The organism is Verrucosispora sp. FIM060022, from assembly GCF_003977705.1.
GTDB lineage: Bacteria > Actinomycetota > Actinomycetes > Mycobacteriales > Micromonosporaceae > Micromonospora > Micromonospora gifhornensis.
This window is the reverse complement of the sequence record NZ_RQIV01000001.1, coordinates 934,893-949,786: the sequence shown is the minus strand read 5'-3', so window position 1 is coordinate 949,786 and position 14,894 is coordinate 934,893. Positions and strand designations below refer to the sequence as shown.

12 protein-coding genes are annotated in these 14,894 nt (G+C 71.7%); 5 read left to right on the top strand and 7 right to left on the bottom strand.

Translation table 11 applies throughout. The features are described 5' to 3' along the window. Positions 1-128: 128 nt before the first annotated feature. From EG812_RS04105 to EG812_RS04090, 4 genes are all read left to right on the top strand, one after another. A complete protein-coding gene (locus tag EG812_RS04105; protein ID WP_013734418.1) occupies positions 129-1,532 on the top strand; it encodes a glycosyltransferase family 4 protein in 1,404 nt (467 codons plus the stop codon). A gap of 621 nt (positions 1,533-2,153) precedes the next feature. Next, the gene (locus EG812_RS04100) at positions 2,154-2,810 is read left to right on the top strand and encodes a response regulator transcription factor (protein WP_013734419.1); all 657 of its coding nucleotides are present in this window, start codon (positions 2,154-2,156) and stop codon (positions 2,808-2,810) included. A 130-nt stretch (positions 2,811-2,940) separates the two neighbouring features. Further along, positions 2,941-5,070: a M14 family metallopeptidase gene (locus tag EG812_RS04095; RefSeq protein ID WP_233579371.1), complete on the top strand. Its 2,130-nt coding sequence runs from the start codon at positions 2,941-2,943 to the stop codon at positions 5,068-5,070. An 85-nt stretch (positions 5,071-5,155) separates the two neighbouring features. After that, positions 5,156-5,842, top strand: coding sequence for a fasciclin domain-containing protein (locus EG812_RS04090; protein ID WP_126710775.1), 687 nt, complete (start codon positions 5,156-5,158; stop codon positions 5,840-5,842). Between the two features lie 140 nt (positions 5,843-5,982). Here the strand turns inward: EG812_RS04090 and EG812_RS04085 are convergent, their stop codons facing one another. The 4 genes from EG812_RS04085 to EG812_RS29220 all read right to left on the bottom strand — a co-directional run bounded on the left by EG812_RS04085 (position 5,983) and on the right by EG812_RS29220 (position 11,160). Beyond that, a complete protein-coding gene (locus EG812_RS04085) occupies positions 5,983-7,266 on the bottom strand; it encodes a citrate synthase (RefSeq protein WP_126710774.1) in 1,284 nt (427 codons plus the stop codon). A gap of 215 nt (positions 7,267-7,481) precedes the next feature. Then, positions 7,482-9,515: a sulfatase-like hydrolase/transferase gene (locus EG812_RS04080; RefSeq protein ID WP_126710773.1), complete on the bottom strand. Its 2,034-nt coding sequence runs from the start codon at positions 9,513-9,515 to the stop codon at positions 7,482-7,484. After that, the gene (locus EG812_RS04075) at positions 9,508-11,004 is read right to left on the bottom strand and encodes a class I SAM-dependent methyltransferase (protein ID WP_233579370.1); all 1,497 of its coding nucleotides are present in this window, start codon (positions 11,002-11,004) and stop codon (positions 9,508-9,510) included. Before EG812_RS04075 ends, EG812_RS04080 begins: the two co-directional genes overlap by 8 nt. A 6-nt stretch (positions 11,005-11,010) precedes the next feature. Continuing rightward, complete coding sequence (locus tag EG812_RS29220) at positions 11,011-11,160, bottom strand: hypothetical protein (protein ID WP_013734425.1); 150 nt, start codon at positions 11,158-11,160, stop codon at positions 11,011-11,013. A gap of 180 nt (positions 11,161-11,340) precedes the next feature. Here EG812_RS29220 and EG812_RS04070 point away from each other — a divergent pair, with 180 nt between their 5' ends. Continuing rightward, positions 11,341-11,745 (top strand): VOC family protein, encoded by a 405-nt coding sequence (locus tag EG812_RS04070; protein ID WP_013734426.1) that lies wholly within the window; start codon positions 11,341-11,343, stop codon positions 11,743-11,745. A gap of 76 nt (positions 11,746-11,821) precedes the next feature. Here the strand turns inward: EG812_RS04070 and EG812_RS04065 are convergent, their stop codons facing one another. Genes EG812_RS04065 through EG812_RS04055 form a run of 3 tightly spaced genes read right to left on the bottom strand, consistent with a single transcriptional unit; the run spans position 11,822 to position 14,850 of the window. Next, a complete protein-coding gene (locus tag EG812_RS04065) occupies positions 11,822-12,631 on the bottom strand; it encodes a helix-turn-helix domain-containing protein (protein WP_233579369.1) in 810 nt (269 codons plus the stop codon). Positions 12,632-12,649: 18 nt separating this feature from the next. After that, positions 12,650-14,089 (bottom strand): sensor histidine kinase, encoded by a 1,440-nt coding sequence (locus EG812_RS04060; RefSeq protein ID WP_126711105.1) that lies wholly within the window; start codon positions 14,087-14,089, stop codon positions 12,650-12,652. Between the two features lie 17 nt (positions 14,090-14,106). Then, positions 14,107-14,850: a response regulator transcription factor gene (locus EG812_RS04055; RefSeq protein ID WP_013734429.1), complete on the bottom strand. Its 744-nt coding sequence runs from the start codon at positions 14,848-14,850 to the stop codon at positions 14,107-14,109. Positions 14,851-14,894 lie beyond the last annotated feature (44 nt).

Genomic DNA, 14,894 nt, shown 5'->3' with positions numbered 1-14,894 from the left:
CTGGCGCCTGGTCGCGCATGCCTCGATCCTCGCACCGCCGGACGCGTCCGCGCGTGTCCGAAACCCAACCTTGTTCCTTCGCCGTCATCGACGCCGGCGCGTTCCTTCCTGCACGGACGGAGACTGATGTGACGACCCTGCGGGTCGGCGGGCGTACCGCCACCGCCACGGACCGGACCCACCGGCCCACCCTCACCTCGCGAGCCCAGATTCCGGCGCAGCCCGGCCCGGCCACCCCGCCGCGCCGCCACCGCATCCTGATGCTGTCCTGGGAGTTCCCGCCGGTGCTCGTGGGTGGCCTCGGCCGGCACGTGCACGCCCTGTCGGTGGCGCTGGTCGCCGCGGGCCACGAGGTCACTGTCGTCACCCGTCATGCCGAGGGCGCGCCGCTGGAGGAGTACGTCGACGGGGTGCGGGTCGTCCGCGCCGCCGAGGACCCGGTGACCTTCCCGCTGGCCACCGAGAGCCTGCTGGCCTGGACGATGGCGTTCAACCACACGCTCACCCGTGCCGCCCTGCGCGCCGTCTCCACCGGCGGGTACGACGTCATCCACGCCCACGACTGGCTGGTCGCGCACACCGCGATGACCCTGCGCGAGCACCTCGACCTGCCGCTGGTCAGCACCATCCACGCCACCGAGGCGGGCCGGCACCAGGGTTGGTTGCCCGAGGAGATGAACCGGACCATCCACGGTGTCGAGCAGTGGATCAGCACCGAGTCGACCCGGGTGGTGGTCTGCTCCGGGTACATGCGCGACGAGGTGACCGGCCTGTTCGGCGTGCCGGCCGGTCGCGTCGACGTGGTGCCCAACGGGGTGGAGCCGCACCGCTGGCGGGTGCCGGCGAGCGCGGTGGCGCAGGCCAGGGCCCGGTTCGCCGGGGACGGTCCGCTTGTCACCTTCGCTGGTCGGCTGGTGTACGAGAAGGGTGTGCAGCACCTGCTCGCCGGATTGCCCCGGCTGCGGGATCGGCACCCGGGTCTGCGTGCGGTGATCGTCGGTGACGGCCCGTACCGTGGCGAGTTGGAGGCCGACGTGCACCGGCTCGGGCTGGCCGACACGGTCAGCCTGCCCGGCTTCCTCGGTGGCACGGACCTGCCGGCGGTGATGGCCGCCTCGGACTGCTTCGCGGTGCCCAGCATCTACGAGCCGTTCGGCATGGTCGCCCTGGAGGGAGCCGCCGCCGGTGCGCCACTCGCGGTCGCCGAGACCGGCGGGCTCGCCGAGATCGTCGAGCCGGGTGTCACCGGAGTGACCTTCCGTCCACACGACCCGGAGGCGTTGACCGACGCGGTGCACACCCTGCTCGCCGACACCGAGCACGCCCGGGCACTGGCCCGACGTGCCCGCGCGATGGTGCACGAGAAGTACGGCTGGGCGGCCATCGCCAGCCGTACCGCGTCCGCGTACGCCTCGGCGATCGCCCAGGCCCCCGCCGTGGCGGCCGAACGCGCGGCCCAGCAGATGGCGCACGGCCGGCCGCGGCTCACCGTGCCGGAGGGCAACCTGCTCGCCGCCGCCGGCCTGCGCTGACCACCACCGCCAACTGTTCGCAGCTAGCCTCGCCGAACGTCCCACGGTCCGCGTTGTCGACACCTCGCGTCGCGGACCGTGGGGTCGCGGACCCAGGACGACCGGCGACCGTGGGGCGTGGACCGTGGCGTCGGGCGGTGGCGTCGCAGAGTGTGGGATCGCGGGCCGTGGTGTCACGGACGGAGATGTGGCGTTGGGTGACCGATGCGGTCATCAGCGACTATTCCCCCGCCGCCCCTTTGCTCTGCTTCAACCCACGCAATAGCGCCTGAGCTGGGCGGATCCGGCGGGCGCGCGAAACAGCCGCAGCGTCCCGCACGGTGAGTGACTGTTGCGTGGGTTGAAGCAGAGCAAAGGGGACAGTGGACGGACGGCCGGGCGGTGGAGCTGTCACGGGGGGTGACCACCGTGGGCTGCACGGCGGTGGATCGGGTCGAGAGGTGTCGTTACACCAGGCGCGCACGGTAGCCATGAGATGACCCTCCGCAGTATCGGGGTGCCGCCAGGGCCGTTCGGGTAGCCGTTTCTAGCGTTACGATCTTGTATCCGCACTGGTCAACGCACGTTCACATCCGACAGACTCGCGTACATCCAGCGGGGGCGGGTCGAGGAGGGATGTAGGTGCGGGTGCTCCTGGTGGAAGACGATCTGCGTGTGTCGGCGGGGCTCGCCTCGGCGCTGCGACGACGGGGGCACGAGGTGGTGCAGGCGCTCACGGCGGCCGAGGCGGCCGAGGCCGAGCCGGTCGACCTCATTCTGCTGGACATGAACCTGCCGGACCGCGACGGTCTGGAGGTGTGTCGGCGGATCCGCCAGCACAACGAGGAGGTCGCCATCATCGCGGTGACCGCCCGCGCGGAGGAACACGACCGGGTGGCGGGGTTGCGCGCCGGCGCCGACGACTACGTGGTGAAGCCGTTCTCGATGGTCGAGTTGCAGGCCCGTATCGATGCGGTGATGCGGCGGACCGGCCGTGCGGTGCGGGCGACGACGGCCCTTCAGATCGGGCCGTTGCGCATCGACGTCGACGCCCGCCGGGTCTGGATCTACGAGCGGGAGGTCGCCCTGTCCCGCAAGGAGTTCGACCTGCTGGTGGCGTTGGCCCGCCAGGCGGGGACGGTGGTGCCCCGGGACCGTTTGCAACTGGAGGTGTGGCAGACCACCTGGGCCACCCGGCACAACCTCGATGTCCACGTCGCGGCGCTGCGCGGCAAGTTGGAGAACCCCCAACTGGTGGAGACCGTGCGCGGAGTGGGATATCGATTGCGGGTCGACTGAGTCGGCGGTCAGGCCGAAATGTGAGGTGAACCTCAGATGATCCTCAAGAATCCCAGCTACCGGCCCCGCGCCCAGTCCGCGGCGGGTGTGCTGTCTGACACCCAGCCATACCTCCTGTTTGGAGATCCCTTTGAGATACAGACGGACAAAGGCCGGTGTCTTCTCCAGCCTCCTTGCCGCCGTCCTCGCGGTGACGGCGCTGCCGGCGCTGGCATACGGGAAACCGGCCGCCACCGCGCTGCAGATGCAGGCGGAGCCGAACCAGGTTCAGAACGTGACGGTGGTCCAGGGTGACGGCTACGCGACCCTGGCCTGGACCCACGTCGACGGCGCCACCGACTACCAGATCGAGCGGACGCCCGTCGCGGAGGATGGCACCGCCACCGGCAACGGCGTGATCGTCGGTGTCTGGCGGCCGAACCGCCAGATCAACAACGACAAGCCGACCTTCGCCGACGCTGGGTTCGCTCCCGGTGACCGCTTCCAGTGGCGGGTCCGGGCGCGGTTCGGCACCGAGGCGCAGCCGTACTCGGCCGCCGTCGTCGGCACCACCAAGCCGCACTGGGGCGACCCGAACACCCCGGGTCAGAACCTGCGTACCCAGTGGGAGCAGACCCTCGGCGCGCAGTACACCAGCGACGTCAACGAGTACGCGTACACCGCTGCCATCGACGAGCTCAGCGACCGGGTGCGCGTGACGGAGATCGGCCGCACCATCAACAACCGGCCGATCAACATGTTCATCATCGGCTACCCCACGGCTCCGGCCACCCCGGACGCGGTGGCCGCGACGAACCCGCTGGCCGTCAACTGCAACGTGCACGGCAACGAGCCGGGCGACCGCGAGGCCTGCTTCATCATGGCCCGCCAGCTGGCCTTCACCAACGACCCGGCCACGCTCGACCTGCTGTCGAAGACCACCGTGCTGATCGTGCCGACGATCAACGGTGACGGTCGGGCGGCCAACAGCCGGGGCAACTCCACCGGTCAGGACCTGAACCGGGACTACTCGCTGATTCGTCAGCCGGAGACCCAGGCCTTCATGGAGATGGTCCGTGACTACCGGCCCATCACCGGCTACGACGGCCACGAGTACGGCAACACCAACACCGGTGACCTGCCGATGCTGTCCCCGCGGCACGCCAACGTGGCGGAGGGCATCTTCGACGAGTCGCAGAACATGATCGAAGGCCACATGTACACCCAGGGGGCCAAGGACGGCTGGTGGGCCTGCCCGTACGGCTGTACCCCCGGTGCCAACGTCGGCCTGGGGCAGGAGACCATCCTGCGGAACACCCTCGGTCTGAAGAACGTGGTCAACTCTCTGCTGGAGCTGCGTAGCTCCGGTGGCCCCACCCGGCCGAACGAGAGCAACACCGCCAACAACCGTCGGCGCAAGACCTACTCGGGTCTGTGGACGTTCAACCAGTTCCTCGCGTACCACGTGGCGAACCTCGACCGGATCACCAAAGCTCGGGCCGAGGCGATCAAGCTCCAGTCCGCGAACTCCGGACAGATCGTTCTCGAGGGTTCTCGGGAGATCAAGGCGTACCCCGCCCCGCACCCGGGTGAGGCTCCGCCGCCGGTCGACGCCCCGCGCGAGGAGAACATCCTCAGGCACGCGCCCTGCGCGTACAAGCTCACCGAGGCGCAGTACAACGGTGCCCGCACCGACGGCCCCGCCGGCCGCCAGACCACCGTGGCCCAGCGGCTCGCCGCTCACGGCTGGAAGGTGATCAAGGTCGCCGACGGTTACGTCGTTCCGCTGTCGCAGCCCGAGCGGGGTCTGATTCCGCTGCTGCTCGACGAGCAGGCTGTCGAGGGCCTGGTCGCCGGTGAGCGGATCGCGCCCACCCTGACCGGTACCCACAACGGTCCGCTGACGGTGTCCGGAGTGGCCTGCCTCGCCGGCGCCACCGTCCGGGGCCCGATCACGGTCCAGGCGGGTGCCACGCTGATCGTCAACGGCAGCTCGATCAACGGCCCGGTGAGCGCCACCGGCGCGGCCGGCTTCGTGCTGACCGACAGCACCGTACGCGGCCCGGTGAGCGCCACCGGCACCCGCGGCCCGGTGGTGCTGGTCGGCAACGACGTGAGCGGCCCGGTCAACGTGGTCAACAGCGCCGCCGTGGCGCCGCTGATCGCCGGCAACACCGTCAACGGCCCGCTGAGCTGCACCGGCAACTCCCTCGCGCCGGGCAACTTCGAGGTCGCCAACACGGTGAGCGGTCCGAAGGCCAGCCAGTGCTCGCGACTGTGAGCGGCTAGCACCCTCACCCCCACGTACCGGCAGGCCGGATCCGCGCCCGGCCTGCCGGTACCCCTAGATCCGACTGGGAGAAGACGTGACCGATCGTTTCCCCGCAGCCGTGCGGCCGGCACCACGACGGCCCCGACGCCAGGCAGTCCCCGTGGTCGGGATGGCCCTGGCCGCGCTGCTGGCGGTCACCGCGTGTTCGGATGGCGGAAAGGACGGCGAGACCGCGAGGGGCGACAACGGGATCACGCCCGTCGCGGTCTCCGTGACCGGACCGCTCTGCGCCGAACTGCCGGCGGGCACCGAGCCGGGGAACCCGGATTCGCTCACCGGTATGCCCGCCCACGAGGCCCTGCAGTGGATTCCCGTGCTCACCACCTTCGAGGCGGCCGTTCGGGCCACGGGCCTGGGCGGCGAGCTGACCGGGGTGACCGTGTTGGCCCCCACCGACGACGCCTTCGCGGAGAAGTTCTCCCGGACCAACCTCGACGAACTGCTGCTGCACGACACCGACGAACTCCGTGAGCTGTTGCGCGAGCACCTGGTGACGGGGCCGATGTCGGTGTCCGAGATGGTCGCCGCCGGCACGGTGAAGACCCTCGCCGAGGGCGAACTCACCATCACCGGTCAGGACTCGGGCGCCCGGTTCGGCACCCAGGCGGAGACGGTCTGCGCCGACTACCGGGCGGTCAACACCCGGATCCACGTCATCGACCACGTCCTCGGCTCGCTGCCCACCACGGCCGGCGGCGAGGACGACCATCCGTACCACTAGCCCGCGGGGCACAACCCCCTCCTCGCGGACCACGACGGCCGCCGGCCCCGAATCCGGGGCGGCGGCCGTCCGTGTTGTTCGCTTGTTAAGAAGGGGCCCCTCCTCTACGCCAGGCGTTAAGAAGGGGCCCTTCCTTACGGTCAGCGCTTCTCGAGCGGGAGGTAGTCGCGCTCGCTGGCACCGGTGTAGATCTGCCGCGGCCGACCGATCTTGGTCTCCGGGTCGTTGATCATCTCGCGCCACTGTGCGATCCAGCCGGGCAGCCGGCCCAGGGCGAACAGCACGGTGAACATCTTCGTCGGGAAGCCCATGGCCTTGTAGATCAGGCCGGTGTAGAAGTCCACGTTCGGGTAGAGCCGCCGGGAGACGAAGAAGTCGTCGGCGAGGGCGATCTCCTCCAGCTCCATGGCGATGTCCAGCAGCGGGTCGGGCTTGGCCATCCGGCCGAGCACGTCCTGGGCCGCCTTCTTCACGATCGCGGCACGCGGGTCGTAGTTCTTGTAGACCCGGTGGCCGAAGCCCATCAGCTTGACGCCGTCCTGCTTGTCCTTGACCTTGCGGACGAAGGACTGCACGTCGCCACCGCTGGCCTGGATGCGCTCCAGCATCTCCAGCACCGCCTGGTTGGCGCCGCCGTGCAGCGGGCCGAACAGGGCGTTCACGCCGGCGGAGACCGAGGCGAACAGGTTGGCGTTGCTGGAACCGACAAGCCGTACGGTCGACGTGGAGCAGTTCTGCTCGTGGTCGGCGTGCAGGACGAAGAGCATGTCCAGCACCCGGGCCATCACCGGGTCCACCTCGTACGGCTCCGCCGGCACGCCGAACGTCATCCGCAGGAAGTTCTCCACGTAGCCCAGCGAGTTGTCCGGATACAGCAGCGGCTGACCGATGGACTTCTTGTAGGCGTACGAGGCGATGGTCGGGACCTTCGCCATCAGCCGGACCGTGGACATCTCCACGTGCTGGGCGTCGAACGGGTCCAGGCTGTCCTGGTAGAACGTGGAGATGGCGCTCACCGCCGAGGAGAGCACCGCCATCGGGTGCGCGTCCCGGGGAAAGCCGTCGAAGAACCGGCGCATCTCCTCGTGCAGCAGCGAGTGCCGACGGATCCGCTCACTGAACTCGGTAAGCTGCTCGCCGGTCGGCAGCTCACCGTAGATCAGCAGGTAGGAGACCTCCAGGAAGGAGCTCTTCTCGGCCAGCTGCTCGATCGGGTAACCCCGATAACGCAGGATGCCCGCGTCCCCGTCGATGTAGGTGATCGCGGACGAGCAGGCGGCCGTGTTGACGAAACCGGGGTCGTACGTCGTGAGTCCGGTTTCCTTCAGGAGCTTGCCGACACCGATGCCGGCGGGGCCCTCGACCGCGGAATGTACCGGCATCGACAGCTGCCCGCCGGGGTGATCGAGCTTGACTTCCGTCATGTGTTTCCTCGCTTCGCCGGCAGATCTACGTTGAATTGCCTTCGCTTCTACCGTAATTGCGGTTGCGACAACACCGCCCGCCGTGGTTCTGCGGTGAGGTATGCGTCACCCGATTCCCGACCAGGCGGCGGGGAAACCCCGACGATCAGGACGCACAGGCACGGAGAGCGCACGGAGCGTGAAAGTTCCCTGTCGAAACGGGACTGAGCGACGACTCAGGAGATGGTGAGCTGACGCAGGCCGCCGGCCGACTCGACCAGGTACAGGTCGAGGCGGTTCGCGCCGGCCCGGAAGAACCGGTCGTCGGCGATCAGGGCGGCGAACCGTCGTCCTGCCGGGTCGGGGGCGACCACCGGCACCACCGAGGCGACGGTGCCGTTGACGGCTACCGCCAGCAGCGTGCCGTCGGGGACCTGTTCGGGCAGGGTGCCCCAGATCAGTGCCGGCAGTTGACCGCTGTCCGGGTCGACGGCCCGGAAGCCGTCCTGGCCGCCGATGCGGACGGTGCCGCCGGGCGCAGCGTCCGCCACGGCGGCGCCGACGAGCGGATGCGGGGCCGGCGGTGGCAGCGGGTCGGGCACGCCGCCGCTGATCGGGGTCGGTTCGGCGGGCCGGTCGTAGAACACCTTGCCCGGCTCGGTACGCGGCGCTTGGCGGGCGGAGCGGCCGTCGACCCGCCACGGCAGCGAGATGGCGGCCTCGTCGGCGATGGTGGGCAGCAGGTCGACGTGCTCCCAGTTGCGGTCGTCGACCCGGCCGGTGCGTTGTCCCGGCGTCTTGACGAAGGTCGGCACCCAGGCCACCTCGTCGGCGGCGGCCCGGATGGCGTCCATCCCCCGGCCCTGCGCGCCCTTGGTGAAGCTGACCCCGTGGTCGGCGGTGACCACCACCAGCGCCTGGTCCCACAGGCCGGTCTCGCGCAGCGTCCGCAGTGTCTCGCCGATCAGCCGGTCGGTGTAGCCGAGCTGTGCCAGGTGACGGGCGCGGGCCAGGTCCACCCAGCCGTCGCCCTCGTTGGGGAACTCCTCCGGCGCCTCGTAGCGGGCCCCGGAGGGCAGGTACGCCCAGGGCGAGTGCGGCATCAGCAGGTGCAGGAAGTGCAGCGTCGGTCGAGGTGCGGGGGTCAGGCCGTTGAGGAAGCTGGTGAAGCGGGCCGGCTGGTTGACGTTCAGGCTGTCCCAGCGGAACTTCGGGTCGTCCGGCACCGGCTCGGCCGCGTCGATGCCCGCCTCCTCGGCGGTGCGTTCCCGGTAGGAGTTCTCCGGGTCGATCCGGCTGTCCTGCGGCGACGTCACCTGGCGCAGCAACTGGCCGGTCTCGCGCACCAGGACGCCGAGCCCCTGCTCCGGCATGACCGGCTGCTCGCAGCGGCTGGGCGGGCAGAGCCGGGTGATGCTCTCCTCGGCGCGGATGTCGTACAGGCCGCCGAAGGCGGTGAACAGGTTGTCCGGGTAGTGCGAGTAGTGCGGGGCGTACGGCTGCGCCGGGTAGCGACCGGTCAGCATGGCCGGCAGCGCGTAGGGCGTCCAGCCGCTCACCCCTGTCGCGTTGCGGTACCAGGTGGAGGCGGCAGCCAGCTCGGCGAAGTGCGGGAACCGCTGTGCGTCGATGCCGCCGTCCGGGCCGAGCAGGGAGACCAGCGGCAGCTCGTCGAGGACCAGCACGACCACCGGCGGATGCCGGTTGCCGGTGGCGGTACCGGCCGCGCCGCCGTCACCGCGGGGCAGCACCACCGGCGCGGTCGGCGAGGCGAACAGGAACAACCCGACGAAGATCAGCGGACCGACGCCGGCCACCCGCAGCACCCGGCCCGCGGCCCGCCAGCGCCGATGGGCGTACGCCCCGACGGCGCCGGCCACCCCCGCCAGCAGCAGCAGCGGTACGCCCCGCAGCGGCGTGAGCTGCCGACCGACCTGCACGGCCAGCGCGGCGACCAGCAGGCCCACCAGCAGGGTGTGCGTACCCGCCCGCACGGTCGGCCCGAGCAGCCCGCCGGCCAGCCCGAGCAACCCGATCGCCACCGTCGGCAGCACCGCGACCAGGGCCACCAGCAGCAGGATCTCCCGGCGGTCGGCGCGGTGGAACAGGAAGAAGTCCGGACTGCGCCCGAGCACGTCCAGCAGCGGCTGGGTGATCACGAGGCCGAGCAGCGCCGCGACCTCCAGCAGTCGACCCACCTCGGCCCGCCAGCCGCCCCACCCCCACCGCCAGCGACGCGTCCGCTGCACGGTGCCGGGCTGGTCAGCCACCCAGGGCCACCCGGTACAGCGTCCGGCTGCCCGACGGCAGCTCCAGCCGGTCGGTGACGGTGCCGCGCGCGGCGAGCAGCGCCTCGAAAGCGTCCCGCCGGTAGTCCGGGAACAGCCCGTCGGGCTTGTTGGCCAGCAGGCGGCGGGCCATCGGGTCCTCGGGGTGGACGAACTCCACCACCAGCCGGCCGCCCGGGGCGGCCAGGGCGGTGAGGCAGGCCAGCACCTCGGGCAGCGGCACGTTGCGACCGATCGCCAGGTGGTGCACCAGCGCCAGGGCCAGGACGGTGTCCGCGCCCGTGCGGGCCGCGAAGGAGGCCCGTTCGATCCCGCGCCAACCGCCGCCGGGTGACGGGTCGGCCAGGTCCATCACCAGCGGCAGCACCCGCCGCTCGCCCTCGCCCCGCAGGGCCCGGTAGAGCCGGTCCACGACCGCCGGATCCTGTTCCACCGCGACGACGTAGTCGGCGTGCGCGGCGGCCAGTCGGGCGTACCGGCCGTCGTTGGCGCCCAGGTCGAGCACGAGTCGCCGCTGGGTGGCGCTGGTCAGCGCGGCGGTGACGAAGCGTTCCTTGGTCGACCGGTCGGCCTCGGAGTAGCCGCAGGTGCGCTGGTAGTCCACCCAGTGGCTGGTCGGCGGCTGATGGTCCAGGCGCCGGACCAGCTTCTCCATCCCGCGTACGGTGGCCAGCGCCAGCTCGCGGCTGTAGCCGGCGTCGCGCAGTTGGGCGCGTACGTCGGTGGTGGTGCGGGCGGCGTTGCGGCGTTGCACGCTGCCGTGCAGGTGGACGTGGGTCAACACGCCCGGCAGCAGGCGGCGTACGCCCCGGAAGAGGCGGCCCATCTGGTCCGGTTCGATGCCGTCGACCTGCGAGCGCAGCCACGGGCGGAAGTCGACCCCGAGATGGGCGTTGAGCAGCAGCGGGTAGAGCAGCGTCTGGCAGAACTGCCGGTAGCCGGCCCACGGCTCGCCCTCGCGGAGCGGGGCGAACGATCCCACGTCGATGAAGACCGGTTCGGTGCCCCGCCACTGCAGGTTGTACGCCGACCCGTCCTTGGTGGTGAAGCCCGCCGGCAGGGCCTCCCGGAGGATCTCCAGGTGCAGTAGCGCGGCGTCGCGCAGCATCGTGAACGACCACTCGTACGGGTGGGACACGAACGGGATGCGGTCGTGCCGCAGCACCGCCGCCCACCGCTCGGGTGCCGTGGCCGCCGGCATCTCCTCGGTGCCGCAGACCTTGCCGGCGGCCATCAGCGGCGGGAAGAAGTCACTGCCGGCCAGGGCCCGCCAGTGCGCCGCCGCGGTCTCGTCGAGCGCACGCAGCACGTCCTGGCCGGCGTGGAAGACCCGGTTGGCCGGATCGCGGAACGAGCCCGGCTCGGCGCGCAGGTCGCCCCCAGGCTCGGCGGGCAGGTCGGTGCCGGGCAGCTCCGGGCGGGTGGAGGGGGTGCCGGGCGGTGCGGTGTGGCGCAGGTCCGGGATCGCCATGCCAGGTCAGCTCTGGTCGGTGGGCTGGCGGCGGAACCGGCTGACCAGTCTGCGCCAGTAGAGCTTGGCTGCGACCGCGACGCCAGCGACCCCGCCGACCACCGCCTGCACGATCAGGCTGCCGGATCCCGCGTCCAGGTAGGCCAAGTGGTTCACCGACCGCTCCTTTCCCTCGCCGTGTCGAACCCCGACTTCACCACAATAAAGCTCACATTTAGGGTCTAGCCGGACTTCTGCCACCGTACGCCGATCTTCGGCGTCCTGTCGGGCACAACGCCCACATCCGGCGTCCGTTTCGTTCAAGACGGTGGCCGACAATCGCCGTAGCCTGCGGCCATGACCCCAGAACTCGACCTCATCGGCATGGTCAGCACGGACCTGGCCCGCACCGTCGCCTTCTACCGTCGGCTCGGCATCGACATCCCGGCGGACGCGGAACGCGAACCGCACGTGGAGGTACGGCTGCCCAACGGTCTGCGGCTGGCCTGGGACGACGTCGCCACGATCCGTTCCTTCGACCCGGACTGGACCCCACCGGTGGGTGGCGCGCGCACCGCGCTGGCCTTCCGCTGCGCCGACCCCGCCGAGGTGGACCGGTGGTACGCCGAACTCACCGCGGCGGGCGGTCATGGGCACCGGCCGCCCTGGGACGCGGTATGGGGGCAGCGCTACGCCGTCGTGCACGACCCGGACGGCAACGCCATTGACCTCTTCGCCCCGCTGCCGCCTGCCGAGTCGTGAGCACCGCCGGACCAACTCGCCACCGGTGAGCCGGTGCCTTGGTCGAGCCGGTGCCGGGCTCAGGCCGGTGCCGGGCTCAGGTGGTGAGCAGTGCGGTGGGTGGCACACCGGCGAGGGCGCGCACGTCGCGGGTCAGGTGCGCCTGGTCGGCGTAGCCGGTCCGGGCGGCCACCTCGGCCAGCGACACGCCCGCCCGGGCCAGGGCCAGCGCCCGGCGCATCCGCAGGATCCGGGCGAGGGTCTTCGGGCCGTACCCGAACAGGTGTCGGCTGTGTCGCAGCAGGCTGCGCTGGTCGAGCCCGGCCCGGGCGGCGGTCTCGGCCACGGTGGCGCCGGTGGCCAAGGCGGCGGCCACCCGCAGGCCCAGCGGGTCAGCTCCGCCGGCCGCCCGCAGTCGGCGGGCCGCCACCGCCACCAGGAGCGTGCCGACCTCGTACAGCCCGGTGTCGGCAGCGCCACGACCCACCGCCGCGTCGGCCGTCTGGTCGGCCAGGACGCCTGCCGCTCGGGCACCCCAGAGGTCGGCGAGGGGCACCCGCTGGTCGCGCAGTTCGACGGCGGGGACTCCGAAGACGGCCGGACCGACACCGGGCGGCAGGCGCAACCCGACCCAGCGCTCGGCCGGCGCGCTCGTACTCAGGTGCGCGGTGCGGTCCGGCCCGGCGACCAGCAGCCCGAGCCGGCTGGACCAGAGCAGATCCAGGCATCCGTCGGGAAGCACCCGGACGGGTCGCGGGTGCGCCGGGGCGCTGCTGGTCCACAACACCGCCCCGGCCACCCCGGCCGGACGTTCCCGATACACGCCGCCAGTCTGCCCCGCTGCGGCGACGTCCGCCCCGCTGCCGCGCCCGAGCGGCAGCTCGGTGACCGGCCAGGGCAGCGCCATGGTGGGCGGGGTGGGCGGCTATCCGCCGTCCAGGGTGGGGTCGGGCAGCCGGACGGTGAACACGGTGCGACCGGGCCGACTGTCGAGGGTGACGCTGCCGTGGTGGGCCGCCACCACGGCAGCGACGATGGCCAGGCCGAGGCCGGTGCTGCCGTGGGCGCGGGAGCGGGAACTGTCGCCGCGGGCGAACCGTTCGAAGACGTCGGCCCGTAGTTCGGCGGGGACGCCCGGGCCGTCGTCGGTGACGCCGAGTTCGGCGACCTCGCCGGCCAGCCGCAGGCTGGTGGTGACGGTGCTGCCGGGCGGGGTGTGTACCCGCGCGTTGGTCAGCAGGTTCGCCAGCACCTGGTGCAGCCGGGCAGGATCGCCGGGCACCCGGATGACCTGGTCGGGCAGGTCGAGCTGCCAGCGGTGGTCGGGGCCGGCGACGTGCGCGTCGCTGACCGCGTCCACCACCAGGGCGGTGAGGTCGACCGACTCGACCGCCAGCGGGCGGCCGGAATCCAGCCGGGCCAGCAGCAGCAGGTCGTCGACGAGGCTGGTCATCCGGGTGCTCTCCGACTCGACCCGGCGCAGGGCGTGCGCCACGTCGGCCGGTACCTGATCGTGGCCGCGTCGGGCCACCTCGGCGTAGCCGCGGATCGCGGCCAACGGCGTACGCAGTTCGTGGCTGGCGTCGGCGACGAACTGGCGTACCCGGGTCTCGCTGGCCTGACGGGCGGCGAGCGCGGCGGCGACGTGCCCGAGCAGCCGGTTGAGCGCGGCACCGACCTGCCCCACCTCGGTACGCGGGTCGGTGTCGGCGGTCGGCACACGTTCGGAGAGCGCCACCTCACCCCGGTCCAGCCGCAGTTCGCTGACCCGACCGGCGGTGGCGGCGACCCGCCGCAGCGGACGCAGGGTGGCCCGGACGATCACCGTGGCGGCGGTGCCGGCGACGAGCAGCCCGGCGGCGGTGACCCCGGCCTGAGCCAGCACCATCCACCACACGGTCTCCTGCACCCCGGACAGCGGCACGCCGAGCACCCGGACGGCGCCGGCGGTGGACTGCCGGGCGACGAGCCGGTAACTGCCCCGGTCGCCGAGGTCGCGAGTGTGCGCGCGGCCGTCGGTGGGCACCGCGGCCAACGCGGCGACCTCATCGACCGGTACCGAGCGTTCCTGCCGGTCGGCAAGCGTCCACGCCTCGGTGACCTGCCCGTCGACGACGCGGGCGTTGATCGTGCCGGGCGGGAAGCCGCGCGGCACCCGGACGTCGTTCCAGGACGGGGCACCCGGTCCCGGCTCCCAGGGCGTCCCGGCGCGCATCCCCGCCATCGGGATCAGTTGCTCGTCGAGCCGGGAGACCAGGAACTCCCGCAGCGCCGCCGTGGTGATCCCGCCGATGGCCAGGCTGACCACGGCCAGCAGGGCGACCAGGGTGACCACCAGGCGGGTGCGCAGGGACCACCCCGCCACCCAGCGGCGCAGCACGCTCACTCCGCCGGTTTGAGCAGGTATCCGGCGCCACGCAGCGTGTGGATCATCGGCTGCCGACCGGCGTCGATCTTCTTGCGCAGGTACGAGATGTACAGCTCGACCACGTTGGCCTGGCCACCGAAGTCGTAGTTCCACACCCGGTCGAGGATCTGCGCCTTGCTCAACACCCGACGGGGGTTGCGCATCAGGTACCGCAGCAGCTCGAACTCGGTGGCGGTCAGGGTGATCAGCTGACCGCTCCGGCGTACCTCGTGGCTCTCCTCGTTCAGGGTGAGGTCACCGACGGTCAGCACCGCGTCCTGCCGGGCGGTGACGGCGAAGCCGGAGCGACGCAGCAGGGCGCGCAGCCGGGCGATCACCTCCTCCAGGCTGAACGGCTTGGTCACGTAGTCGTCGCCGCCCACGGTCAGCCCGGCGACACGCTCCTCCACCGCGTCCCGGGCGGTCAGGAAGAGCACCGGCACCGTGGCGTCGTCCTCGCGCAGCTTGCGCAGCACCTCGAAGCCGTCGAGGTCGGGAAGCATCACGTCGAGCACCACGGCGTCGGGCTGGAACTGGCGGGCGGCGCGGATCGCGCCCATGCCGTCACCGGCCGTACGCACCTGCCAGCCCTCGTAGCGCAGGGCCATCGACAGCAGGTCGGTCAGGGTCGGCTCGTCGTCGACCACCAGCACCCGGACCGCTTCGCCGTCGGGTCGGCGCAGCTCGACCCGTCCCGGCCCGGCCTCCCTCTCGGTCATCATGACCTCATCATGGTCCGGCGCGTTGGAGACGGCTTGTGCGG

Excerpts from the sequence above, each read along its gene's own strand:
- EG812_RS04070 (WP_013734426.1), top strand. The coding sequence starts at position 11,341 with ATGACCCCAGAACTCGACCTCATCGGCATGGTCAGCACGGACCTGGCC.
- EG812_RS04075 (WP_233579370.1), bottom strand. The coding sequence starts at position 11,004 with ATGGCGATCCCGGACCTGCGCCACACCGCACCGCCCGGCACCCCCTCC.
- EG812_RS04065 (WP_233579369.1), bottom strand. The coding sequence starts at position 12,631 with ATGGCGCTGCCCTGGCCGGTCACCGAGCTGCCGCTCGGGCGCGGCAGC.
- EG812_RS04085 (WP_126710774.1), bottom strand. The coding sequence starts at position 7,266 with ATGACGGAAGTCAAGCTCGATCACCCCGGCGGGCAGCTGTCGATGCCG.
- EG812_RS04055 (WP_013734429.1), bottom strand. The coding sequence starts at position 14,850 with ATGACCGAGAGGGAGGCCGGGCCGGGACGGGTCGAGCTGCGCCGACCC.